The organism is Sphingobium sp. TomMM15 (assembly GCF_055397045.1).
In genome coordinates this window covers 665,121-688,903 of sequence record NZ_AP027314.1, presented here as the reverse complement: position 1 = coordinate 688,903, position 23,783 = coordinate 665,121, and the positions used below count along the sequence as shown (strand labels likewise).

Below are 23,783 nucleotides of genomic sequence, written 5' to 3'. Positions count from 1 at the left end.
AAGGCATGGGGACAGTGCCGGGGAGATAATGATTTGCTGGTCACAAGGGAATACAGCACGATCGCAGATGCCCGGCAGGCGCTGGGCGGACGGATGGATCGCGCCGCGACGGCTTGCTTGTTCGACCGCATCGACTGGTTCGAATCGCTGCACGAACATTGCTTCGCGCATCAGCCCATCCGCGTCCTTCAGGCGATCGAGGGACAGGTCGAGGCATGGCTATTCCTGCTATCGCCCTCTCCCGAGCGGCAGAGCGCGCTTGCCAACTGGTACAGCTTCGCCTGGTCGCCCGTATATCTCGGCGATCCTGATGAACCGATGCGCCACCGTCTGGCAGAAATACTCGCCGCTGAACTGTTCAAGACCGGCCGCCACATCGACTTTTATCCGGTAGGCGATACGGCGGAAATGCTCCTCGATGCCTTCCGGCGCAGCGGCTGGTTCGGCGTCCGCCGACCCATGGGTGGACGCCATATGCTCGCCCTGAACAGCCGCGACTTCGCCGCCTATTGGGCGGATCGGCCAACCCGCCTGCGCAATCAGGTCCAGCGCAAGGCCCGATCCAGCCGTTTCACCATCGAGATTCGCGATCAGGTCGATGACGCGCTGTGGCACGACTATGTGACGGTACATGCGAGCAGTTGGAAGCAGCCCGAGCCCGGCCTCTCCTTCCTGCGCGCGCTGGCAGAGCGAGAGGCCGCCGCCGGAACCCTACGGCTCGGCTTCGCGCGCCTCAACGGCCAGCCAGTGGCGACCCAGCTTTGGACCGTCGAAAATGACGTCGCCCTCATCCACAAGCTCGCACATGATCGCGCTTTCGACGGCGCTTCTCCAGGCACGTTGCTCAGCCACGCGATGTTCGCCCATGCCATAGACACCGACAAGGTCAGCGTGATCGACTACGGCACCGGCGACAATCCCTACAAGGCGGAATGGATGGAGCAGCGGCAAACGCTCCACCGTCTCGACTTCTTCAATCCACGATTTGCCTCGACATGGTTTCCCGCCGCGCGAACCGCGATTTCCGCCCTTGTGGGCTGAAGGCGGAACGATTAGGTAAGCCCCCCATCATGCGGGCGAAAACCTCTATGCCGGTCGACCGGACAAGCGACATGTCAAACGCGATGCGCGATCTGCTTCGCGATGTGCTGGCCCTGTCGCAGGAACGCGTCGATGCCTTCGACGCCGACACGCCCCTGTTCGGCGCTCTGCCTGAACTGGACTCCATGGCCGTCGCCACGCTGCTGACGGAAATGGAAGACCGCCTCGACATCCTGATCGAGGATGACGACATCGACGGCGAAACCTTCGAGACTTTTGGTACGCTGGTCGCCTTTGCGCGGGCGAAGCTAGAAGCCTGAGCGCTTCCCCAGTCTATCAGACACCTAATCCCCGTTCGGGCTGAGCCTGTCGAAGCCCTTCACTTCACTTAAAAGAAAGAAAAGCCCTTCGACAAGCTCAGGGCGAACGGAGGGTAGCGAAGCTCCCCCTCACCCCGCAAAGCGAGGCACGCAGCGCGCACCCCGCTCCACGCTTTCTCACTCAGCCGCCATCGCCTCGAAATCCGCCTCGGCCAGGAACTTCTCCACGTCCAGCGCCGCCATGCAGCCCATACCCGCCGCCGTCACCGCCTGCCGATAAATCTTGTCGCTGACGTCACCCGCCGCGAACACCCCCGGAACAGAGGTCCGCGTCGTACCCGGTTCCACAATCAAATAGCCCTCATCCATCGGCAGCTTGCCCGCGAACAGCTCGGTGGCAGGCTGATGCCCGATCGCCACGAACGCCCCGTCCGTCTCGATATGCGAAGCCTTGCCCGTGACCGTATCGACCAGATCGACGCCAACCAGCCCTTCGGGATTGCCGCCGCCCACAAACCGCTCGATCTTCTGGTTCCACAGCACCTTGATGTTCGGATGCGCAAACAGCCGCTGCTGCAAGATCTTCTCCGCCCGCAGCGAATCACGGCGATGGATCAGCGTGACGTCATGGCTATGGTTGGTGAGGTACAGCGCTTCCTCGACCGCAGTATTGCCACCACCGATCACCACTACCTTCTTGCCACGATAGAAAAATCCATCGCAAGTCGCGCAAGCGGAAACGCCCTTACCCTGCAACAGCTGCTCGCCTTCCGTACCCAGCCACTTCGCCTGCGCACCCGTCGCGATCACCAGAGAGTCGGCAAAATAGCGCGTACCGCTATCGCCCGTCAGGCGAAAAGGCCGCTCCGACAAATCGACATCGACGATCTGATCATACATCATCTGCGCGCCGACATGCTCGGCCTGCGCCTGCATCTGCTCCATCAACCACGGCCCCTGGATCACGTCGCGAAAGCCAGGATAATTCTCGACGTCGGTCGTGATGGTCAGCTGCCCGCCCGGCTGCATGCCCTGCACCACGATCGGAGCCAGCCCCGCGCGCGCCCCATAAATGGCGGCCGAAAGCCCGGCCGGCCCCGAACCGAGGATCAGCATGCGAGTGGAATGGGTAGCGGTCATCAAATTCCCCAGCTCTTTGGATTCGTTTGTCGGGATGAAATAGGCAGCGGCGCCGGGCGCGCAAGCCTGACTATCGCATGGAATTGCTTGGGCGCGGGCAAGCTCCGCCTCCCCCTGCCACTCCAACCGTCAGTCAATGACGTTAGGCAGGTCCTCAAACCCCTTGCGCAGCGCCGCCGACCAACTGAGCGAAAGCAGCTGAAATTCCTCGTTATCGGCCTCGATACGGGTGCGGACACGGAAATCGAACTGGCCGCGCTCGATCACCGTCAGGTCCAGCGGCATGCCGACCGACAGATTCGATCGTAAGGTAGAATCCATCGACACCAGAACCGCCTTTGTCGCGTCCTCCAGACTCGTCTCGCGCTTGATGATCCGATCCAGAATCGGCTTGCCATATTTATGCTCACCAATCTGGAAGAAGGGCGTGTCCTCCGTCGCTTCGATGAAGTTGCCCGCCGAATAGATAAGGTAAAGGCGCGGCTTCCCCCCCCGCCGTTCCCCCGCGAGCAGGATCGACGCGTCCGCACCCGATCCCTGCATTTCGATGGTGCTGCGATAATGCTGCTGCATCTCGCACATCGCATCCCCCACCAGTTGCGCCGCGCGGTGCATCGTCGCGCAATTCAGGATGCTTTCAACGTCCGGATCGACCTGCGAATCCTTGATCGCGCGGCCCAGCATCGTCTTGACGCCCTGCGTGATGGACAGGTTGCCCGAACACATGAGCACCAGCGACCGTTCGCCCGGCACGCTATAGGTAAAGCTTTTCCGAAAGCGGGCGATATTGTCCATCCCCGCATTGGTGCGAGTGTCCGACAGCATGACCAATCCCTGGTCCACGCGCACCGCCACACAATAGGTCATCGCCCATCGGGCTCCTATATCCGTTCAACCCTGCGGGATGGCAGGCTGAAGGCTTTGTTGTTGCTGCCGTTGCAGCTGCCTTTCTTCCACCCCGTCCTCCGCCTGCGCGATCCGGACGTCCGCGTCAATCCAGATATCGCCCGCCACCGTCACGGACCCCCGGATGGGCGCCGCCGCATTGGCATCCAGGCCCGACGCCAGCCGCAGATAGCGTTCCGTCACACAGACCCGGTTTGATGGATCGAACCCGACCCAGCCCAGATCCGGCACACACGCCTCAACCCAGGCGTGGGTTTCATGCAGGGCAATGCCCCCCTCAGCCAGCAGGTATCCCGTCACATATCGCGCCGGGATGCCGAGGGCGCGCGCGCCCGCAATGAATATCTGCGCATGGTCCTGACAAACTCCCGCCCCCAACGCGAAGGCCTCCGCCGCCGTGGTATCCGAAGACGTCACTCCACCCCGATAAGCCACAGCGTCGCTGACCGCCGCCGACAAGGCATGCAACCGCGCAAGCGTCCCCCCATCATCCGGCAGGGAAAGCGCCATGTCCCGAATGGCGTCGGAAGTCCGGGTCAGCTGCGTTTCCCGCAGAAAATAGAGCGAAGGCACCCCACCGTTTCCATGGCCCAGAACGCCGCTCGTTTCGTTCGTCTCTGCCAACCCTTCGGCAACGACCACCGCATTGTCCAGCCGGTCATGCCGTATCCAGACAGCCTCCATCTCGCCAAAGCTGTTGCGGCGGAAACCTTCAACCGGCTCACCATTCACACTGACCCGCCATTCCAGCACCCTTTGCGAGGCCGTGTCGATCGGCATCAGCTTCAGGCGCATCGCCACCCGGCCTGCCGTCGCGGCATAACGATAAGTCGTCTGGTGGCGGACCAGCAGTTTCAAGGCGTACCGCGCTCCTTCATCCGAAATGATAGGTCTGGGCGATCTCCGCGCCCAATTGGTTGGTCATCTTCAATCCGCCCAACACGGTTTCATGCAGACCGACGCGGAAAATCTCTCCGCTGTCCAACTGTTCCAGATCGTTCACCATTTGCCGCACCGTCTCATGGCACGTGCCCCGCCCATTGTGCCAACCCGCCAGCCGATTGAGCCGATAGGCAAGCTGTTCATAGCAATAGGCCACACTGCGCGGGAAAAGCCGGTTCAGCATCAGGAAATCGGTGATCTGCCAGGGCGTATAAGTGCCGCCATAGACATGATGATAGGCCCGTGCTCCAGACAGAGCGTAGAGCACCGACGTCCACTGATAATGATCGCGGTTGCCCCCGATCACCTCGGTTTCTGGCAGCAATACATAATATTTAACGTCCAACAGCCGCAACGTCATCTGCGCCCGCTCCAGCGCCGACCCGGCCCGCAGGAAGTCATGCCCTTCATTGCGCAACTGCCCGGAATGCGCCGCACCCCGGAACGTCATGACCCGCGTCTTCACCCAATCGATCAGCGCCGGAAGCTGCTGCCGCGCTTCACCCACATCATAGCTGTCCAGCTTGCGCCACCCTTCGTTCAGCGCCTCCCACATGTCCTGGGTCAGCATGGTGCGCGCCGACTTGGCATTGGCGCGCGCCTTCAGCAGGCAGGACCGGATGGAACTGGAATTATCAAGGTCCAGCATCAGATAGGATATGGCGTCCCTCTCGGCCACCTGTATGCCTTCGGGAAATAGGCCATCGACCCCGGCTGCCCGCACGACCGACCGCCATTCGTCGCGATGGTGCGCCCCCGGCAGGATCGCCATGCGCTGTCCCATGGTAAGCAAACGAGCCGTAGCCTCCGCCCGCTCCATATAACGCGCCATCCAGTAAAGATTCTCGGCAGTCCGGCTCAGCATGGGCGCACCCACCTCCTCCCCGTCATCCCAGCGAAAGCTGGGATCTCAGGCCCACCGGCACCACGCAGCCTCAAGAGATCCCAGCTTTCGCTGGGATGACGATGAAGAAAAGGGACGCGCACCTCCGTCAATCCTGCAACACCCATGTGTCCTTCACCCCACCCCCCTGACTGGAGTTCACCACCAACGACCCTTCGGTCAGCGCAACCCGAGTCAGCCCGCCCGGCACCAGCCTGATCTGCTTGCCCACCAGACAATAGGGCCGGAAATCCGCGTGCCGCCCGACCACCGAAGCCGGGCCAAGGGTAGGCACCGTCGAAAGGTCTAGCGTCGGCTGCGCGATGAACTCGCCCGGATTAGCCTTGATGCGCTCCGCATAAGCGGCGATTTCCGCACTGGTGGACTTGGGGCCGATCAGCATCCCATAGCCGCCCGACCCATGAACCTCCTTCGCCACCAGTTCGTGCAGATGTTCCAGCACATAGGCGCATTCGTCCGGCTTCCCGCACTGCCATGTCTGGATATTGCCCAGGATCGGCTGCTCACCCAGGTAAAATCGGATCATCTCCGGAACGTAGATATAGACCGCCTTGTCATCCGCGATCCCCGCGCCCGGCGCCGAAGCCAGCGTCACCCCGCCATTACGATACACGTTGAAGATGCCGGGAATGCCCAGCAGGCTATCGGGCCGGAACACCAGCGGATCAAGATATTCGTCATCGATCCGGCGATAGATGACATCGACCTGCCTGGGGCCAAGCGTCGTCTTCATCCACACCCGATCCTCATCGACGAACAGGTCCGCGGGCTCCACCAGCTCCACGCCCATAAGATCGGCCAGGAAGCTATGTTCATAATAGGCGCTGTTGAGCGATCCCGGCGTCAGCAGCACGACCACAGGATCACCCTTGCACGCGGGCGGCGCGACTTCCTTCAGGCTCTTGAGCAGTTCAGCGGGATAATCATCGACCGGCGCCACCAACCCCTGCGCGAACAGTTCGGGGAACATGCGCGTCATGATCTCGCGATTTTCCAGCATGTAGGACACGCCCGACGGCGTGCGGCAATTATCCTCCAGCACCTCAAATCGCGCAGGCCCGGTGCGGACAATGTCGATCCCGACGATATGGCTGTACACCTTCCCCGGCGGGGTGAAGTCCGCCATCTCGGCAAGATAGGCGCTGTTCTGGTAGATGATGTCGGCAGGCATGATCCCCGCCTTCACGATCTCGCCCCGATGATAGACGTCGTGCAGAAACGCGTTCAACGCCCGCGCCCGCTGCCGGATGCCCCGGTCCAGCACGCGCCATTCCTGCGCGGTGAAGATACGCGGCAACAGATCGAACGGGATCAATCGCTCCGGATCGCCCCCCTCGCCATAGACCGCAAAGGTAATGCCGATACGTCTGAAGATCGCTTCCGCTTCATCCAATCTGCGGTTGAGCCCGGCGATGCCCGTCCGATCCACCCAATTCTGCACTTCGGCATAGCAAGGCCGTATCGAACCATCCGGCTCAAACATTTCGTGGAAGGGCAAAGCGTCGATCCTCCCTCGGGCATAGCCCGGTTGTGCATTGCAACATTAGTGCAACGTGACGGAACGATTGCAAGCGCAAAAAGGGCGTCGGCCAAGATTTCCCCGCGCACGACGTCCGGCAACCTCCCCTGAAGAGAATTTGCACAGCCGTCGCCAAACCCCGTTGACCCCACAAGTCCCTCTGCCTATAGCGCGCGCACCGCAGGGCGACTGCCCGGCGCAGCCCATGGGGCGGAGTAGCTCAGCTGGTTAGAGCAGCGGAATCATAATCCGCGTGTCGGGGGTTCAAGTCCCTCCTCCGCTACCATCGGAAAGCCTGGATATCCTTGATTTTTGCCTTCGGGCCGGCCGTAAGCACGGCCTTTTTTGATGTTCACAGCGTCCCGTGAAATCCGCAGAATTTCGTCAAATTCGTTAGGTTACGGCGCCTCCATGCAGCATGGATGCAACATGACGCGGACGCTATTTCACGCAGCGATCAGGCTCCGCACGGCCAGATCGGCTTCATGCTCGCGCGCCTTGCCCAACTCGTAGCGCGCCTGCATCCGCATCAGCGTCTCCGCCTTCACACCAAAGGCATGCTCGAAGCGGATCGCCATATCAGCCGAAAGGGCCGCCCGCCCGTTCAGAAGCGAACTGATCGACTGCCGACTGACGCCGAACGCCTCGGCCAGATCGTTGATCGAAACGCCATGCGCCTCGACAATCTCGGTCTTGAGCCATTCGCCCGCATGGACCGCGAACGACGGATGAATCTTGATAGCCATCAGTGATAATCCTCCAGGTCCAGATCTACGACGGCGCCCTGCTCATCAAGCGAAAAGGTCAGGCGCCAGTTTCTAGTCACGGTCATCGCCCATGTCCCGGCACGGTCGCCGGTCAAGGGGTGAAGCCCGTAATTTGGAGGTGTTGAAAGTTCGTCCAGCGTGTCGGCATCAATGATGAAGTTGACCATCTTGAACAGCCGATCGACCAGATCGCCAGGTAGTCCTTTGGCTTTGCCTGTCTCAACAAACCGCCGCAGAGCTTTGTGGCTGATGCTCTCGATCTCCATAGATGGAAAGTAGCGCTTTACACACTCATGTCAAGTGTGGCTTTACATTTTGCGGTTAACAAAAGAGGGACCTACCTCCGGCAATCCTTCAGATTCGCACCAATCGCGCCATCCTCACGCTCTTTGGCGTCCGGCGCCGGGACATCTGCGCGCTGTCATCTCGGCTGAAACTCTTTGTTACAGACGCTACACCTTTCCGCTCGCCCCTCCTGATAGACCGTTCTGATCAAGAGAGGAGAGACCATGGCCTTTTCATCTATATTGGTCGCTATCGACATCCATGATCATGATCATGCAAAGTCCGCACTGGCGGCGGCAGCGGCGCTTTCCGCGGGCGGTGCGAAAGTGCACATCCTTTATGTGCGATACTTCCTCCCGGTAAATTATGAGGGCGCGATCACAGTCGATTTCGACACGCAGGAGATAACAGAGGCCCAGCGCCAGGTAGACGAATGGAAGGTGGAATTCGGCCTGACCCATGCCACTTTCGCATCCCATCCCGGCCGAGTGCGTGATGAAGTTCTGGATGAAGCGCAGCGGGTGGGCGCCGACCTCATCATCATCGGCTCCCATCAGCCGTCGCTCTCATCCCGCGTGCTCGGCTCCAACGCCGCCGCGATCGTCCGCAATTCGCCGATCAGCGTGCTCATCGCTCGTCAGAAAGAGATCGGCTAACTGATGCCCCGCCAGCCGATGGCTTGCCCGCCATCGGCTGGCGGCGTGATCGCTGGATCAGATTTCCAGCTGCGACCCCAGTTCAACCACCCGATTGGTAGGCAGCTTGAAAAACGCCATCGGACTTTCCGCATTCCGCACCATCCACGCGAAAAGCCGCTCGCGCCATATGGCCATGCCGGGGCGGGATGACGGCACCAACGTCTCCCGGCTGAGGAAATAGCTGGTGTCGGCAACGCCAATCGGCCCGCCGCAGTCGCGTACCGCCTTCATCGCCGCAGGCACATCGACATTTTCCATGAAGCCGTGACGCAGGATCAGGCGATAGAACCCCGCGCCATGATCTTCGGCGCTGGTACGGCCGTCATAGGGCAAATGCGGCACATCTTCCGCGCGCACGGTCAGGATGATGTTGCGCTCATGCAGGATGCGGTTGTGCTTGACGTTGTGGAGCAGGGCCGGCGGAACACCCTCCGTCGTTGAGGATAGGAAGATCGCCGTACCCGGCACCCGCTTCAGTGACGCTCCGGCCGACTTGATGAACAAGTCGAGGTCCATCGCATCTTCGCGCAGACGGTTACGCATGATCCGTCGCCCAGAAGCCCAGGTCGTCAGCACCAGGAAAGCTATGGCCGCGACCAGCAGCGGGAACCATCCCCCATCCGGAATCTTCGTCGCGTTCGACAGAAAATATGCGCCATCGATGATCAGGAACAGGCCCGTCACCATGCCCGCGACGAACGGGTTCCAGCGCCAGACGCTGAACATCAACGCCCCCATCATGCAGGTGGTGATGACCATCGTGCCAGTGACCGCAATGCCATAGGCCGCCGCCAAATTGCTCGAACTGCCAAAGCCCAGCACCAGCATGATGACCAGCACTAGCAGCGTCCAGTTGATCAGCGGCATATATATCTGCCCCGCCGCCGATGCGCTGGTATGCAGGATGCGCAGGCGCGGGAGGAAACCCAGCTGCACCGCCTGCCGCGTCACGGAAAAGGCACCGGATATGACCGCCTGGCTCGCGATCACCGTCGCCAAGGTCGCTAGGATCACCAGCGGTAGCCTCGCCCATTCGGGGGCAAGCAGGAAGAACGGATTTTGCGCCGCCGCTGGCTCATCGAGCAGCAACGCCCCCTGCCCCAGATAATTGAGCATCAGGCACGGCAGCGCCGCGTAAAGCCACGCGATGCTGATCGCCTTGCGCCCGAAATGCCCCATATCGGCATAAAGCGCCTCCGCCCCCGTCACCGCCAGCACCACCGATCCCAAAGCCAGAAACGCCAGTTTAGGGTCGATCAGGAAGAAGCGCAGCGCCCACCATGGATTGACGATGGCGAAGATCTCCGGGTGCCGCCATATATTGGTGACGCCCAGAATTGCGAGCGCCAGGAAATAGACCACCATGATCGGCCCGAACAGCGCACCGACTCGCGCCGTGCCGATGCTCTGGATCACGAACAGGGCGATCAGGATCACGATCGCAATCGGCAGCACCAACGGCGTCAGCCCCGCCTGTACCACCGTCAGCCCCTCTACCGCCGAGAGGACAGAGACCGCCGGCGTGATGATCGCATCGCCATAAAAGAGCGCGGTGGCAAGCACGCCCAGCGCCGCAACCGTCGGTGTCCAGCGCGTTTCGCCCATCCGCCGCCCGATCAGCGCCAGCAGCGCCATGCTCCCGCCCTCGCCATTATTGTCGGCTCGCAGGATGATGAACACATATTTGACCGTGACGACCATGGTCATGGTCCAGAAGATCAACGACAGCACGCCATAGATATGGGCCGGGTCAACCGTCAGCGGATGGTGGCCGACAAAGCTTTCCTTCAGCGCATAGAGTGGAGAGGTCCCGATGTCCCCAAACACCACCCCCAACGCGCCGAGCGCGAGGCCATGTAGCGGACCATGCGCTGCATGGCTCCCCCCGCTAACCGGCAAATCCTTGTCAGCCATAAGGCAGAAAACCCCCAACTTTGGCGAGCGCCTATGCCACAACCAGGGATGGCAGCGCCATGGGGGACAGGCGGCCATCCGCTATTTTATATTTTGCCCCGCTAACTCCAAAAGTCCCGCCTACCCCTTGTCAGTCCGGGGAAAGCGCGCCAAGGACGGCAGCAACTTGGACTGAGGGGATGCTGGCCGATGAGCCATTATGACGTTCTGATCGTAGGCGCGGGCCATGCAGGCGCGCAGGCGGCCATTTCGCTTCGTCAACTCGGCTTTGAAGGGTCCGTCGCCATGATCGGTGACGAAAAATACCCGCCCTATGAACGCCCGCCGCTGTCGAAGGAATATTTCGCGGGCGACAAGAGCTTCGACCGCATCCTCATCCGCCCCGCCGCCTTTTGGGAAGAGCGCAAGATCGACATGCTTCTCGGCCACCGGGTGAAGGCCGTCGATCCGGAAAATCAGACCGTCACCGTCGGCAATGAGCAGATTTCCTACGGCAAGCTCATCTGGTGCACGGGCGGCAGCCCGCGCATGCTGACCTGCGACGGCGCCGACGCGCCCAACGTCCATGCCGTCCGCCGCCGCGACGATGTCGACGCCATGATGGCGAAGATGGACCAGATCAATCATGTCGTCGTGATCGGCGGCGGCTATATCGGGCTGGAAGCAGCCGCCGTCCTGACGAAGTTCGGCAAGAAGGTTGTTCTGCTCGAAGCGCTCGACCGCGTCCTCGCCCGCGTCGCTGGGGAAGAACTCTCCCGCTTCTACGAAGCCGAACATCGCGCCCATGGCGTCGATCTGCGCACCGGTGCCAAGATGGACTGCATCGAGGTGCAGAACGGCAAGGCGACCGCCGTGCTGATGCAGGATGGCGAGCGGATCGAAACCGACATGGTGATCGTCGGCATCGGCATCATCCCCGAAACCGGCCCGCTGATCGCAGCGGGCGCTGTTGGCGGCAATGGCGTCGATGTCGATGAATATTGCCGCACCAGCCTGCCCAACATCTATGCTGTCGGCGACTGCGCATCCCACGCCAACCGCTTCGCGCGCGGCGCCCAGCTGCGCCTTGAGTCGGTGCAGAACGCCAATGATCAGGCAAAAACGGCCGTCGCCCACATCATGGGCAAGGAAGAAGCCTATGACGCCGTGCCCTGGTTCTGGTCCAACCAATATGATCTGAAGCTCCAGACCGTGGGCCTTTCGATCGGCCATGACCACACCATCCTGCGCGGCGATCCGGCAACCCGCAGCTTCTCAGTCCTATATCTGAAGGCCGGAAAGCTCATCGCGCTCGATTGCGTCAATGCAGTGAAGGACTATGTGCAGGGCCGCGCCCACGTCCTTTCCGGCGCACTGCTTGATCAGGCGCAGCTGGCCGATTCCTCGGTCCCGCTGAAGGAAGTCGGCCTCGCCTGACGAAGCCCCTCTTTGCGGCGTCTGATCAACTTGATCGCGTGGGAATTTGCCGCCTCAAGGCACGACGCTATCAACTTTGTCGAAAGCGTTTTGCGGTAGGGCGGCACCATGACAGGTCGATCGCGAAAGCCCCTCCACCTCATGATAGTAGCCGCTTCGCTGCTACCGTTACCGGCCATGGCTGCAACGCGCGGCTATACCATCACCAGCTTCGACGCGATCCGGGTCGACGCGCCTGTGGAGGTGATCATCACCACGGGCGCTGGCGCTTCCGCCAAAGTCGATGGCGATCAATCCCTGATCGAACGGCTGCACATAGATGTATCGGGGCGCCTGCTGACCATCAGGATGGACCGCGCCCAACCCGGTGAGAAAAGCGGCGGCCGTGCCACCGTCCGGCTCTCGACCGGCACGCTTGAAAGGCTGGTGCTGACCGGCGGCGGCTCCATCTCGGTCAGTCGGATGAAGGGTTTGCGCGGAGAGATCGTGCTTGGCGGCAATGGCGATGTCAGCGTCGCGGCGGTTGACCTCGATCAGCTTAGCCTCGGCCTCGCAGGCGCAGGCCGCGCAACCTTGGCCGGGCGAGCGGCAATAGCGACAGTGCGCGTAAATGGTCCGGGCGCCGTAGCTGCCGATGGTCTACGCGTCCGCCAGGCGACGGTCAGCAATGACGGCCCCGGCAATGTCGCCCTGACCGCCGACGTAACCGCCAAGATATCGGCATCAGGATCGGGCAACGTCACCATAGTGGGCAAGGCCGCCTGTCAGGTCGATAATCGCGGCACCGGCCGCATCTCCTGCGGCGGCGAAGCCTATTAGAGCTTGATCGTCCTACACGGAAGCATCGGCATTAAGGCTGATTTTCCGTCACCCCGGGCTCGACCCGGGGTCCCGCTGCCTCGGCGGCGTCAGAAAAGAAGCGGGACCCCGGATCAAGTCCGGGGTGACGATCACTCACATATGATCATGCTCTAGCGCGCCGGGGCTTTTGTCGCGATCACGCAACCCCGTTCGGGCTGAGCTTGTCGAAGCCCCTTCTCTTTCTTGAAAACCCCGCCCCACAACCCCGCCCCCACTAACCTTATCAAAGTGTTTACCGCCACCCCATAGACATAGGGCACCAGACATTGCCGGATCGTCCCATGTTCGCTCGCGCACTTCTCCTCTTCCTCTTCATGGCCTCGCCCCAAACGGCAGAAGCGCAGGTAGCGGTGGCCGTCGCGGACAGCGGAGACACGGCCTGGATGATCCTCTGCGCCCTCCTCATACTGCTCGCCGGGATTCCGGGCCTGCTCCTGCGCCACGCGGGCCTCGTCAATGTGCGAAGCGCGCTGTCTACAAGCACCCAGCTTCTGACGGTCGCAGCGGGCGCATCGCTCGCCTGGGCCATCGCCGGATACAGCCTCAGCTTCGCACCGGGCAGCGCATGGCTGGGCGGCGGAGCGAACCTCCTACTCGCCAACCTCGGCTCCCTGAAGGCTGGGCTGACCGTTCCCGAATCCGCCTTTGTCCTGTTCCAGATGGCCCTGGCGCTCTTTGCCGTATGCCTCCTCCCCGGCGCCACGGCGGGACGCGCGCGCTTCGGCTGGATGGCGGCCCTTGCCCCGCTCTGGCTGCTGATCGTCTATGCCCCGCTGGTTCATGGCATCTGGGGCGGCGGCTGGCTTGCAGCGCTCGGCGTCATCGACTTTTCCGGCGGCCTCGTCATGCACATGAGCGCAGGCTTTTCCGCGCTCGCACTCTCCCTGATCCTCGGTCGCCGTCCCCGACAAGCCGGCGCAAGCCACGCACCTGTACTCAGCCTCGCGGGTGGCGCATTGATCTGGATCGGCTGGGCGGGCATTTCCGGCGGTTGGGCTCTTGGCGCCACGGACAATGCCGCCACGGCCATCCTCAACACGCATTTCGCGGCCTGCGCGGGCGCCCTCGCATGGGCGCTGTCGGATCGCGCCGCGACCGGCCGCATAAGCGCCACCGGCATTATGTCAGGCGCTATCGCTGGTCTCGCCGCCATATCTGCCTCCGCCGCACTTTCGGGTCCCGGAGGCGCAATGCTCATCGGCCTTGCCGCCGCGCTTCTCTGCCGCATCGCAAAGGCGACGTTCGGGCGCGGCGTCGATGATCCGGCGTCGGTCTTCCTGCTGCATGGACTCGGTGGCTTGATCGGCGCCCTGCTGTTGCCGCTCTTCGTTCAGCCGCTCCTTGGCGGCGTCGGTTTCGAAGGCGATATCAGCCTCACGACGGCCATGCTGAGCCAGTTGGCCGGTGTCATCGCCGTCGCTCTCTGGTCCATGGCGGGAACCTCTATCGTCGCGCTGCTGCTCTCGGTCGTACTGCCCACGCGTCTAACGGCAGAGGAAGCCGCTGAGGGTCTTGATCAGGTCGATCATGGCCAACAAGGCTGGGACTTCCGCTAACATCATGGGCATCGCCGTCGGCATCTTCGCCCATCAGGAGGAGCGGCGGATCGGCACCTGCCTCACCTCGCTCCCGCTGGACCGGGCGGACACCGTCTATCATGTCCTCGTCAACGGCTCGACCGACGCCACCGCCGTCCGCGCCCGCGACATCGCAGCCGGGCGAGCCAATGTCCGGGTGCACGACATCGCCCAGGGCGGCAAGTCGCGAACATGGAACCACCTGATCCATGATCTGCTGGACGGGACCGACGAAGCCGTCATCCTCCTCGATGGCGACGCCCGGATCGCACCCGGCTCCATCGATGCGCTGGTGGCAGCGGTAGGAGGCGACGGAATCAATGCAGCGGCGGGCATGCCACTCAACGGGCGCATGGCCGCGCATTACCGCCACCTGCTGTCAACAGACGGCGGCCTCTTCGGCGATCTTTACGCACTGTCCGGCCATTTCGTGAACCGCATCCGCGCGCGGCGCCTGTATTTGCCCGATGATCTGATCGGCGACGATGGCCTCGTCGCCGCCTGGGCTCATACCGACCTGCAAACTGACGCCGCCTGGCAGCGTGAGCGTGTCATCGCTTGCGAAGAAGCAGGCTTCCTCTGCGAACCCGTCCGCCTCACCAACCCTGCAAGCTGGCGCATGCAATATCGCCGGATGACTAACTATTCGCTGCGCTTCTTCCAGAACCGCATCGTGTCCGACATCATGGGTGGGCAAGGACCTGACGCCCTGCCGCGCGAACTTCGCAGCCTCTACGCCGCATGGCTCCCTCGCCTCGCCCCGCGCTCCGGCCCCACCGGCTTTTTCGACCGAAAAGCGCTCGCCCGGATGAGGCAGGCAGCCGCTTAGCGGTCCTTGCCCGCCAGTTCCTTGTTGATGAACAATGCCAGCCCCGTCACGACCGCGCCCGAAAACAGATAAGCGCCCGAAGCCGCCAACCCAAATGTGACCGACAGCGCCAACGCCACCAGCGGCGCAAAGCCCGCCCCCACCAGCCAGGCAAGGTCCGACGTCAACGCCGACCCCGTATAGCGCGTGGCCGTCGAGAAATTCGACGCCACCACGCCCGAAGACTGCCCAAAGCTCAACCCCAGCAGCATGAACCCCAGGATCATGAACGCGATCTCGGCCAGTTCCCCGCCATTGAGCAGCAACGGAGCAGCAATGCTGAATATCCCGATCCCAAGCGCCGACCACGCCAGCAGCTTGCGCCGCCCCACCATGTCCGCGACAAATCCGGAAACAATGATCGCCAGCACGCCCACGCTCGCCCCGATCGCCTCGATCACCAGAAAGCGCTCCAGCGGCTGTTTCGTATAAAGCGCGATCCACGACAGCGGGAACACCGACACCATGTGAAACAGCGCAAAGCTCGCCAGCGGAGCGAAGGCGCCGATAACGATATTCCGCCCATCCGTCCGTACCGTCTCCAGCACCGGCGAAGGCTGCAACTCACGCGCCTCGAACAGCCGTTCGAACTCATGCGTCACCACGATCCGCAGCCGCGCAAACAACGCCACCACATTGATCGCGAACGCCACGAAGAAGGGATAGCGCCAGCCCCAATCCAGGAAATCCGCCCGCGACAGATTGAACAGGAAGAATGCGAACAACCCGCTGGCCACCACCAGCGCCAGCGGCGCGCCCAGCTGCGGCATCATCGCATACCAGCCGCGCTTGTTCTGCGGCGCGTTCAGCGACAGCAACGACGCAAGCCCGTCCCACGTCCCGCCCAGCGCAATCCCCTGCCCCGCCCGCAGCACCGCCAGCATTACCGCCGACCATATGCCAACCGTCTCATAACCCGGCAGGAACGCGATAAACGCCGTCGATCCGCCCAGCAAAAACAGCGCAATAGTAAGCTTCACGCCCCGCCCATAGGCCCGATCCACCGCCATGAAGATGAACGACCCTATCGGCCGCGTCACAAACGCCAGCGCGAAGATCGCAAAAGACCAAAGCGTCCCCGCCAGCGGACTCAAAAAGGGAAAGACATGCGCCGGAAACACGATGCACGACGCGATCGCATAGACGAAGAAGTCGAAAAATTCCGACGTCCGCCCGATGATCACGCCAATGGCGATCTCACCCGGAGCGACGCGATGGTCCCTCGCCGTCACAAGGCGTGCATCGCGCTCCATCTGCGTGGAGGATGGCGTGGTGGTCGCGGCGTTCATCGGTCTGGACTGGCCTTCATGCTGCGGGAACGATCCATGCCAAACATCGTTGCAGCATAGCGAATCGCCCCGGTGGTCGAAAGGCCAATGCCCCATTTTGCGCCTGCGAGGGGATAGGACAAAAGGTCCAATGTCGATCGCCACGCCACCCCCTTATGCGGGCTTCATGACCGCACGCCCTCGCCCCTTTTCCCGAGCTTTTCCGCGCCGACTCGCCCCCTTGCTGCTGCTGCCGCTCGGCGCATGCAACTGGGTGGTCATGTCCCCCGCGGGCGATGTCGCAGTGCAGCAGCGTGACCTGATCGTCATTTCCACCCTGCTCATGCTGCTCATCATCCTGCCCGTCATGGCCACGACGATCTGGTTCGCTTGGCGCTACCGGGAAAAGGCGCAGGCGAAGGATTATGATCCCGATTGGGACCATAGCACCAGCCTTGAGCTGCTGATCTGGTCCGCCCCGCTGCTGATCATCATCGCGCTCGGCGCGATCACCTGGACCAGCACTCATCTGCTGGACCCTTATCGCCCGATCGAACGCCTCGATCACGCACGCAAAGTCGAACCCGCCGCCAAGCGCCTTCAGGTCGAAGTCGTCGCGCTCGACTGGAAATGGCTGTTCATCTATCCCGAACTCGGCATCGCCACGGTGAATGAACTCGCCGCGCCCGTGGATCAGCCGATCGAGTTCAAGATCACCTCCGCGACGCTCATGAACAGCTTCTTCGTGCCCGCGCTTGCAGGCCAGATCTACGCCATGCCCGGCATGCAGACGGTCCTTCACGCCGTCGCCAACAAGCCCGGCACTTTCGAAGGCTTCTCCGCCAACTATTCCGGCGCAGGCTTCTCCAATATGCGCTTCCGCTTCAAGGCGATGGACCAGGCCGGTTTCGACCGCTGGGTCGCGCAAGTGAAGGCCAGCAACGCAAAACTCGACCGCGCCACCTATGTGAAGCTGGAGCAGCCGAGCGAAAAAGTGCCGCCCATGTACTTCGCAGGTGTCGAGCCAAAGCTCTTCCACGCCGCACTCAACATGTGCGCCCAGCCCGGCAAGCGCTGCATGGATGAGGTCATGATGACCGACATGATGGGCGGCGGCGGAAAGGAATCGGCGCGTGACACCGAAGGCTTGCGCCATGACGGCACCATCGACGTCGGCGGCTTCCACCCGGTTGAGCCGGGCAAGAAGGGCGAAATCGCCCAGCCCGTCGGCATGACGCCAGCGGCGGAGCGCGCGCCTGCTGCGCAAGGCCATGAAGCGCCGGGGCAGAAGGATGCCGACGGGCATGCAGGCGGTCATCATGGGCATTGAACTGATCACTAATTCACCCCTCCCCTTCAGGTCGAACGGAGGCACGCGACTCCGTTCGAGGGCCGGGGGTGGGGGAGCGCCCCAAGCGCCGCACCATCCGGCCCGACCCCACCCCAACCCTTCAAACGAGTCACGTGCCTCGTTTGAACCTGAAGGGGAGGGGCTAAACCCAGCTTCCCCCTCCCCCTCCCTCCCAAGGCCCTGACCCCCATGTCCCCTCATCCCGCATCCGAAAATAGCGGCATCTGGAAACTGATCTTCGGCCGCCTCGACTGGAGCGCCGTTCCGATCCACGAGCCGATCGTCATGGGCACCTTCGTCGCGGTCGTCATCGGCGGCGCTGCGGTCCTTGGCCTCGTCACCAAATACCGCCTCTGGGGCATGCTGTGGCGCGACTGGTTCACCACCGTGGATCACAAGCGCATCGGCATCATGTACATGATCCTCGGCCTCATCATGTTCCTGCGCGGTTTCGCCGATGCCCTCATGATGCGCCTTCAGCAGGCATGGGCCTTCAACGGCTCCGAAGGCTATCTGAACGCGCATCATTACGACCAGATTTTCACGGCGCACGGCGTCATCATGATCTTCTTCGTGGCGATGCCGATGATCACCGGGATCATGAACTATATGGTCCCGCTGCAAATCGGCGCGCGCGACGTCAGCTTCCCCTTCCTCAACAATTTCAGCTTCTGGATGACCACGGCAGGCGCCGTCATCACCATGATGTCGCTGTTCGTGGGCGAATTCGCGCGCACCGGCTGGCTCGCCTATCCACCCCTGTCCGGCATCGCCTACAGTCCCGGAGTCGGCGTCGATTACTATATCTGGGGCCTTCAGATAGCAGGCATCGGCACGCTATTATCCGGCGTCAACCTGATCGCGACCATCGTCAAGATGCGCGCGCCCGGCATGTCAATGATGAAGCTCCCCATCTTCGTCTGGACCTCGCTCTGCTCCAACATCCTGATCGTCGCCGCCTTCCCGGTGCTGACCGCCGTCCTCGCGCTGCTCAGCCTCGACCGCTATGTCGGCACGGCCTTCTTCACCAACGACATGGGCGGTAACCCCATGATGTACGTGAACCTCATCTGGATCTGGGGCCATCCGGAGGTTTACATCCTCATCCTGCCGCTGTTCGGCGTCTTCAGTGAAGTCACCTCGACTTTCTCCAGCAAGCGGCTCTTCGGCTATTCCTCTATGGTCTATGCGACGGTCGTCATCGCGATCCTCAGCTACCTCGTCTGGCTGCACCATTTCTTCACCATGGGTTCGGGCGCCAGCGTCAACAGCTTCTTCGGCATCACCACGATGGTAATTTCCATCCCGACGGGGGCGAAGCTCTTCAACTGGCTCTTCACCATGTATCGCGGCCGCATCCGGTTCGAACTGCCGATGATGTGGACGGTCGCCTTCATGCTGACCTTCGTGGTCGGCGGCATGACCGGCGTGCTGCTCGCCGTGCCGCCCGCGGACTTCGTCCTGCACAACTCGCTGTTCCTGATCGCGCATTTCCATAACGTGATCATCGGCGGCGTGCTGTTCGGCCTGTTCGCGGCGATCAACTATTGGTGGCCCAAGGCGTTCGGCTTCAAGCTCGATCGGACATGGGGCGTGCGCAGCTTCTGGCTGTGGGTCGTCGGCTTCTGGGTCGCCTTTATGCCGCTCTATATCCTCGGCCTGATGGGCGTCACCCGCCGCATGCGCGTGTTCGACGATCCCAGCCTGCAAATCTGGTTCCAGATCGCGGCCCTCGGCGCACTCATGATCGCGGCAGGCATCGCCTGCATGCTCATCCAGTTCGCCGTCAGCATCATCAACCGTGACAAGCTGCGCGACACGACCGGCGACCCATGGGACGGCCGCACCCTCGAATGGGCGACCAGCTCGCCGCCGCCCGACTATAATTTCGCCTTCACACCCGTCATCCATGATGGCGACGCATGGGCGGACATGAAGAAGCGCGGCTATCAGCGCCCTCTCTCGGGCTATGAAGCCATCCACATGCCCAGCAACACTGGCACCGGCGTCATCATCGCGGGCCTGTCCGTGGCCTTCGGCGTCGGCATGATCTGGTACATGTGGTGGCTCGCGGGCCTCAGCTTCATCGGCATCCTGGCCGTCGCGATCGGCCACACCTTCAACTACAAGCGCGACTTCTACATCCCCAAGGATGTCGTCGAGCGCACAGAGGGCGAGCGCACGCGCCAGCTCGCGATGCAGGGCTAACAGCACATGGCAAGCGCACCCACTATAGACGCCGCTTTCCTCGACAAGGACGGCAACCCGCTCTTCCATCTGGAACATGAGCCCCACCATCCGGAAGGGTCCAGCACCATGCTGGGCTTCTGGATCTATCTGATGAGCGATTGCCTCATCTTCGCCTGCCTATTCGCCACCTATGCGGTGCTGGGCGGCAGCTATGCGGCGGGACCAAGCCCGAAGGACCTGTTCGACCTGCCGCTCGTCGCGCTCAACACCGCGATGCTGCTCTTCTCGTCCATCACCTATGGCTTTGCCATGCTGGCGATGGAAAAGAACAGGGTCGCCGCGACGCAGGGCTGGCTGGCCATCACCGGCCTGTTCGGCCTCGCCTTCCTGTCGATCGAGCTGTACGAATTCGCGCACCTCATCCATGAAGGCGCGACCCCGATGCGTTCGGGCTTCCTGTCCGCCTTCTTCACGTTGGTGGGCACGCACGGTCTGCACGTCACCTTCGGCACGATCTGGCTGGTGACGCTGATGGTGCAGGTCGCCAAAAAGGGCCTGATCCCGGCCAACCAGCGCCGCCTCATGTGCCTGTCGATGTTCTGGCACTTTCTCGACGTCGTCTGGATCGGCGTCTTCACCTTCGTCTATCTCATGGGGATGCTGCGATGAGCGCGCACGACCACAGCCATCACGACGATCATCATGGGCACGCCCCTGCCCATGGCACCTTCGGCAGCTACATGATCGGCTTCGGCCTGTCGGTGATCCTGACGGCCATCCCCTTCTGGCTCGTCATGACGGGAGTGCTGGGCGATCCGCAACTGACCGCCTTCACCATCATGGGCTTCGCGGTCGTGCAGATACTGGTCCACATGATCTACTTCCTGCACATGAACACCCGCTCGGAAGGCGGCTGGACGATGCTGGCGCTGATCTTCACGATCGTGCTGGTGGTCATCACCCTGTCCGGATCGATCTGGGTCATGTATCATCTCAATCACAATATGATGCCGCAAATGGATATGAGCGTGCATGACATGAGCCAGATGCCGTGACAGCCCCCCAACCCCGCCGCCGATCGGCGGGGTTCCTGATCATCTTCTCGCTGGCCGCCGCCCTGGCGGTCGCGGGGCTGGTCAGTCTTGGCGTCTGGCAAGTGCATCGCCTGGCATGGAAGCGCGACCTGATCGCAAAGGTCGAAAGCCGTGTTCACGCCGCCCCTGTCCCGGCTCCCTCGTCAGCCAGCGACAAGGACGCCTATCGTCGGGTGATCGCGACCGGCCACTTCCTGCATGACCGCGCGACTTTAGTGCAGGCTTCGACGGTTCGCGGGGCGGGCTTCTGGGTGCTTACTCCGCTCATGACCGATCGCGGCTTCACCCTGCTCGTCAACCGCGGCTTCATCCCGCCTGATGCGCGCAGCATCTATTCCCGGCCGGACGGGCAAGTGCGCATCACCGGCCTCATGCGCCTCAGCGAGCCGGGCGGCGGCTTCCTGCGCTCCAACGATCCTCAAGCAAATCGCTGGTATTCACGCGACGTTGCCGCCATCGCCGTCGCGCGCCAGCTTCGCGCGCCGGTCGCCAACTATTTCATCGATGCCGAACGCAACGGCCCGCCAGCATCCTTGCCCATAGGCGGCCTCACCGTCCTTCGCTTCCCCAACAGCCATCTTTCCTACGCCCTCACATGGTTCGCGCTGGCGGCGATGGCGGCTGGCGCCTACATCTTCGTCATGCGCCATGAATGGAAGGAAAGACGGTCTTGAAGCGGTGGCTATCCACCGGCGCCCGCCTGCTGCCCAGCCAATGGCCAGCGGACGCGGCCGGGCGCAAGAATATGGCGCTGCTCGCCCAGCTTCGCTGGATCGCGATCGCCGGGCAGGTCGCGACGATCCTCTTCGTGCATTGGGGCATGGGGATCAGCTTGCCTGTCGCCGCCATGTTGCTTGTGGCCTCGATCGGGGCAGCAGTGAATGTCGCCACCTTCGCAACGCTGCGCCGCCGTACCGACGTTGCGCATATCGAGCTGTTTCTGGCGCTCGTCTTCGACGTGCTGCTGCTGACGACCCAGCTCTATCTCAGTGGTGGCGCCACCAATCCCTTCATCGCCCTCTACCTGCTTCAGGTCGCGCTGGGCGCGGTGCTGCTCGACCGCTGGAGCATTTGGGGCATCGTCCTTCTGTCGCTGCTCTGCGCCGCAATACTGTCCGTCGTCTATCGGCCACTGGAGCTTACCGACGCGCTGGAGGGGCACCTCTTCGACCTCCACATCCTCGGCACCTGGATATGCCTCGCCATGATCGCGGTGCTGCTGGTCCTTTTCATGAGCCGGGTAACCCGCAACCTCCAAGCCCGCGAAGCCTATCTCGCCCAGCTACGCCAGCAGGCGGCGGAGGAAGAACATATCGTCCGCATGGGCCTCCTCGCGTCAGGCGCGGCCCATGAACTGGGCACCCCCCTCTCCCAACTCGCGGTCGTGCTCGGCGACTGGCGCCACATGCCCGAAATCACCGCGCACCCCTCCCTTCTCGAGGAGGTCGGCGAGATGCAGGCAGCCGTCCAACGCTGTAAACAGATATTGACAGGCATTCTCATTTCCTCCGGCGAAGCCCGAGGCGAAGCTCCAAAAGTCACGCCAACTCGCGATTTCATTCTTGAAATCGCCCAAAGCTGGCGCTCCGCCAATCCCACAATCCCCCTCCGCTGCGATTTCGGCCCCCACGATTACCCCCGCATCATCGCCGATCCCGTTATCCGCCAAGCCATCACAAACCTCCTCGACAACGCCCGCGAAGCTGGCGCTACCTACATCGATCTTCTGGTCGGGCGGGACAGCAACTCGCTCAACATCGCCGTCCGCGACAATGGCAAGGGCTTCAGCGATCAGATGCTCGCGGACTTCGGCAAACCCTACCGCTCCAGCAAAGGCAAACAAGGCAGCGGCCTCGGCCTCTTCCTGGTCGTGAATGTGGTCCGGAAGCTCGGCGGCAACGTCTCCGCCAGCAACGGCGCAGACGGCGGCGCGCTCATCCTGCTCCGCCTCCCGCTCAGCACAGTCGCCTTCGAAGAGGAGTTGCCCAATGGAGGATGACCGGCTGCTGGTCCTTGTCGAGGATGACGAAGCCTTCGCCAGAACGCTCAAGCGCTCCTTTGAACGGCGCGGTTATCAGGTCCTGACCGCTGACAACCATGCCACCCTTCTCGCCCTGCTCGAGAAACACCGTCCCCACTATGCAGTAGTCGATCTCAAGCTCGCATCTGAGTCCGGCCTGGTTTGCGTCCAGACGCTTCATGCCCATGATCCCGACATGCTGATCGTCGTCCTGACCGGCTTTGCAAGCATCGCGACCGCTGTCGAGGCGATCAAACTCGGCGCCTCGCATTATCTCGCCAAGCCTTCAAACACGGATGACATCGAAGCAGCATTCGCCCGGTCGACCGGCGACCCATCGACGCCCCTCGCCCCACGTCCGACATCGATCAAGACGCTCGAGTGGGAACATATTCATGAGGTGTTGAAGGACAGCGACTTCAACATATCCGAAGCAGCGCGTCGCCTCGGCATGCATCGCAGGACGTTGGCAAGAAAGCTCGCCAAGCGGCAGGTCGGCTGATGCAAGAGTGGAGCGGGTGAAGGGAATCGAACCCTCGTCGTAAGCTTGGGAAGCTTCTGCTCTACCATTGAGCTACACCCGCGACGCCGCCGGGATTAGCGGCTGATCCGGGGAAGGTCAACGACCTCCCTCAGCCCCGGCAAAAAGCTCCCCGCATGGCCTCTTCTCCCCAAACCCCTCAAAAATATGCGTTAGTTAAT

At 62.2% G+C, this 23,783-nt stretch carries 23 protein-coding genes and 2 tRNA genes; 15 read left to right on the top strand and 10 right to left on the bottom strand.

Going from position 1 to position 23,783, the window contains the following annotated elements; genetic code table 11:
* The first annotated feature begins 33 nt into the window (after positions 1 to 33).
* Complete coding sequence (locus ACZ51H_RS03565; RefSeq protein WP_464802457.1) at positions 34 to 1,041, top strand: GNAT family N-acetyltransferase; 1,008 nt, start codon at positions 34 to 36, stop codon at positions 1,039 to 1,041.
* 29 nt (positions 1,042 to 1,070) lie between these two features.
* A complete protein-coding gene (locus tag ACZ51H_RS03560) occupies positions 1,071 to 1,361 on the top strand; it encodes a phosphopantetheine-binding protein (protein ID WP_464802456.1) in 291 nt (96 codons plus the stop codon).
* A gap of 177 nt (positions 1,362 to 1,538) precedes the next feature.
* Here ACZ51H_RS03560 and trxB read toward each other — a convergent pair whose 3' ends face one another.
* From trxB to ACZ51H_RS03535, 5 genes are all read right to left on the bottom strand, one after another.
* Positions 1,539 to 2,501 (bottom strand): thioredoxin-disulfide reductase, encoded by a 963-nt coding sequence (trxB, locus tag ACZ51H_RS03555; RefSeq protein ID WP_464794666.1) that lies wholly within the window; start codon positions 2,499 to 2,501, stop codon positions 1,539 to 1,541.
* Positions 2,502 to 2,630: 129 nt separating this feature from the next.
* Positions 2,631 to 3,368 carry a proteasome-type protease gene (locus ACZ51H_RS03550; RefSeq protein WP_460987892.1) on the bottom strand — a complete coding sequence of 246 codons (738 nt, stop codon included), beginning with the start codon at positions 3,366 to 3,368 and terminating at the stop codon, positions 2,631 to 2,633.
* Positions 3,369 to 3,392: 24 nt separating this feature from the next.
* A complete protein-coding gene (locus ACZ51H_RS03545) occupies positions 3,393 to 4,265 on the bottom strand; it encodes a transglutaminase family protein (protein WP_460987891.1) in 873 nt (290 codons plus the stop codon).
* A 16-nt stretch (positions 4,266 to 4,281) separates the two neighbouring features.
* Positions 4,282 to 5,214 (bottom strand): alpha-E domain-containing protein, encoded by a 933-nt coding sequence (locus tag ACZ51H_RS03540; RefSeq protein ID WP_449472041.1) that lies wholly within the window; start codon positions 5,212 to 5,214, stop codon positions 4,282 to 4,284.
* A 127-nt stretch (positions 5,215 to 5,341) separates the two neighbouring features.
* Positions 5,342 to 6,751, bottom strand: coding sequence for a circularly permuted type 2 ATP-grasp protein (locus ACZ51H_RS03535; RefSeq protein WP_460987890.1), 1,410 nt, complete (start codon positions 6,749 to 6,751; stop codon positions 5,342 to 5,344).
* A gap of 230 nt (positions 6,752 to 6,981) precedes the next feature.
* On the opposite strand from ACZ51H_RS03535, the gene ACZ51H_RS03530 reads away from it, so the two are divergent.
* Positions 6,982 to 7,058, top strand: a tRNA-Met gene (locus ACZ51H_RS03530).
* A 160-nt stretch (positions 7,059 to 7,218) separates the two neighbouring features.
* On the opposite strand, the gene ACZ51H_RS03525 is transcribed toward ACZ51H_RS03530, so the two are convergent.
* Together ACZ51H_RS03525 and ACZ51H_RS03520 are read right to left on the bottom strand one after the other, a co-directional pair.
* Entirely contained in the window at positions 7,219 to 7,518 is a 300-nt protein-coding gene (locus ACZ51H_RS03525; protein ID WP_460987889.1) for a HigA family addiction module antitoxin, read from the bottom strand.
* The gene (locus ACZ51H_RS03520; protein WP_449471955.1) at positions 7,518 to 7,805 is read right to left on the bottom strand and encodes a type II toxin-antitoxin system RelE/ParE family toxin; all 288 of its coding nucleotides are present in this window, start codon (positions 7,803 to 7,805) and stop codon (positions 7,518 to 7,520) included. The genes ACZ51H_RS03525 and ACZ51H_RS03520 overlap by 1 nt, the downstream gene beginning before the upstream one ends.
* A gap of 243 nt (positions 7,806 to 8,048) precedes the next feature.
* Here ACZ51H_RS03520 and ACZ51H_RS03515 point away from each other — a divergent pair, with 243 nt between their 5' ends.
* Positions 8,049 to 8,480: a universal stress protein gene (locus ACZ51H_RS03515; protein WP_464802455.1), complete on the top strand. Its 432-nt coding sequence runs from the start codon at positions 8,049 to 8,051 to the stop codon at positions 8,478 to 8,480.
* 57 nt (positions 8,481 to 8,537) lie between these two features.
* Here ACZ51H_RS03515 and ACZ51H_RS03510 read toward each other — a convergent pair whose 3' ends face one another.
* Complete coding sequence (locus ACZ51H_RS03510; RefSeq protein ID WP_464794661.1) at positions 8,538 to 10,436, bottom strand: potassium transporter Kup; 1,899 nt, start codon at positions 10,434 to 10,436, stop codon at positions 8,538 to 8,540.
* Between the two features lie 189 nt (positions 10,437 to 10,625).
* Here ACZ51H_RS03510 and ACZ51H_RS03505 point away from each other — a divergent pair, with 189 nt between their 5' ends.
* The 4 genes from ACZ51H_RS03505 to ACZ51H_RS03490 all read left to right on the top strand — a co-directional run bounded on the left by ACZ51H_RS03505 (position 10,626) and on the right by ACZ51H_RS03490 (position 15,119).
* Positions 10,626 to 11,852: an NAD(P)/FAD-dependent oxidoreductase gene (locus ACZ51H_RS03505; RefSeq protein ID WP_464802454.1), complete on the top strand. Its 1,227-nt coding sequence runs from the start codon at positions 10,626 to 10,628 to the stop codon at positions 11,850 to 11,852.
* Positions 11,853 to 11,993: 141 nt separating this feature from the next.
* A complete protein-coding gene (locus ACZ51H_RS03500; protein ID WP_464802453.1) occupies positions 11,994 to 12,671 on the top strand; it encodes a head GIN domain-containing protein in 678 nt (225 codons plus the stop codon).
* A gap of 323 nt (positions 12,672 to 12,994) precedes the next feature.
* Positions 12,995 to 14,269, top strand: coding sequence for an ammonium transporter (locus ACZ51H_RS03495; protein ID WP_464802452.1), 1,275 nt, complete (start codon positions 12,995 to 12,997; stop codon positions 14,267 to 14,269).
* A 4-nt stretch (positions 14,270 to 14,273) separates the two neighbouring features.
* Complete coding sequence (locus tag ACZ51H_RS03490) at positions 14,274 to 15,119, top strand: glycosyltransferase family 2 protein (RefSeq protein ID WP_464802841.1); 846 nt, start codon at positions 14,274 to 14,276, stop codon at positions 15,117 to 15,119.
* On the opposite strand, the gene ACZ51H_RS03485 is transcribed toward ACZ51H_RS03490, so the two are convergent.
* The gene (locus tag ACZ51H_RS03485) at positions 15,116 to 16,447 is read right to left on the bottom strand and encodes an MFS transporter (RefSeq protein ID WP_464802451.1); all 1,332 of its coding nucleotides are present in this window, start codon (positions 16,445 to 16,447) and stop codon (positions 15,116 to 15,118) included. The two genes, ACZ51H_RS03490 and ACZ51H_RS03485, sit on opposite strands and share 4 nt — an antisense overlap.
* 166 nt (positions 16,448 to 16,613) lie before the next feature.
* On the opposite strand from ACZ51H_RS03485, the gene cyoA reads away from it, so the two are divergent.
* The 7 genes from cyoA (at position 16,614) to ACZ51H_RS03450 (ending at position 23,583) form a co-directional block, all read left to right on the top strand.
* Positions 16,614 to 17,756, top strand: a complete 1,143-nt coding sequence (gene cyoA, locus ACZ51H_RS03480; RefSeq protein WP_464802840.1) for a ubiquinol oxidase subunit II — start codon at positions 16,614 to 16,616, stop codon at positions 17,754 to 17,756.
* Between the two features lie 210 nt (positions 17,757 to 17,966).
* Positions 17,967 to 19,985, top strand: coding sequence for a cytochrome o ubiquinol oxidase subunit I (gene cyoB / locus ACZ51H_RS03475; protein ID WP_464802450.1), 2,019 nt, complete (start codon positions 17,967 to 17,969; stop codon positions 19,983 to 19,985).
* Positions 19,986 to 19,991: 6 nt separating this feature from the next.
* On the top strand, positions 19,992 to 20,636 hold the full coding sequence (gene cyoC, locus ACZ51H_RS03470; RefSeq protein ID WP_464802449.1) for a cytochrome o ubiquinol oxidase subunit III: 645 nt from the start codon (positions 19,992 to 19,994) through the stop codon (positions 20,634 to 20,636).
* Positions 20,633 to 21,022 carry a cytochrome o ubiquinol oxidase subunit IV gene (gene cyoD / locus ACZ51H_RS03465; RefSeq protein ID WP_464802448.1) on the top strand — a complete coding sequence of 130 codons (390 nt, stop codon included), beginning with the start codon at positions 20,633 to 20,635 and terminating at the stop codon, positions 21,020 to 21,022. The genes cyoC and cyoD overlap by 4 nt, the downstream gene beginning before the upstream one ends.
* Positions 21,019 to 21,735 (top strand): SURF1 family protein, encoded by a 717-nt coding sequence (locus tag ACZ51H_RS03460; RefSeq protein WP_464802447.1) that lies wholly within the window; start codon positions 21,019 to 21,021, stop codon positions 21,733 to 21,735. The genes cyoD and ACZ51H_RS03460 overlap by 4 nt, the downstream gene beginning before the upstream one ends.
* Entirely contained in the window at positions 21,732 to 23,060 is a 1,329-nt protein-coding gene (locus tag ACZ51H_RS03455; RefSeq protein WP_464802446.1) for an ATP-binding protein, read from the top strand. The genes ACZ51H_RS03460 and ACZ51H_RS03455 overlap by 4 nt, the downstream gene beginning before the upstream one ends.
* Positions 23,050 to 23,583, top strand: a complete 534-nt coding sequence (locus ACZ51H_RS03450; protein ID WP_464802445.1) for a response regulator transcription factor — start codon at positions 23,050 to 23,052, stop codon at positions 23,581 to 23,583. Before ACZ51H_RS03455 ends, ACZ51H_RS03450 begins: the two co-directional genes overlap by 11 nt.
* Before the next feature lie 8 nt (positions 23,584 to 23,591).
* Here the strand turns inward: ACZ51H_RS03450 and ACZ51H_RS03445 are convergent.
* A tRNA-Gly gene (locus ACZ51H_RS03445) sits at positions 23,592 to 23,665 on the bottom strand.
* Between the last annotated feature and the right edge of the window lie 118 nt (positions 23,666 to 23,783).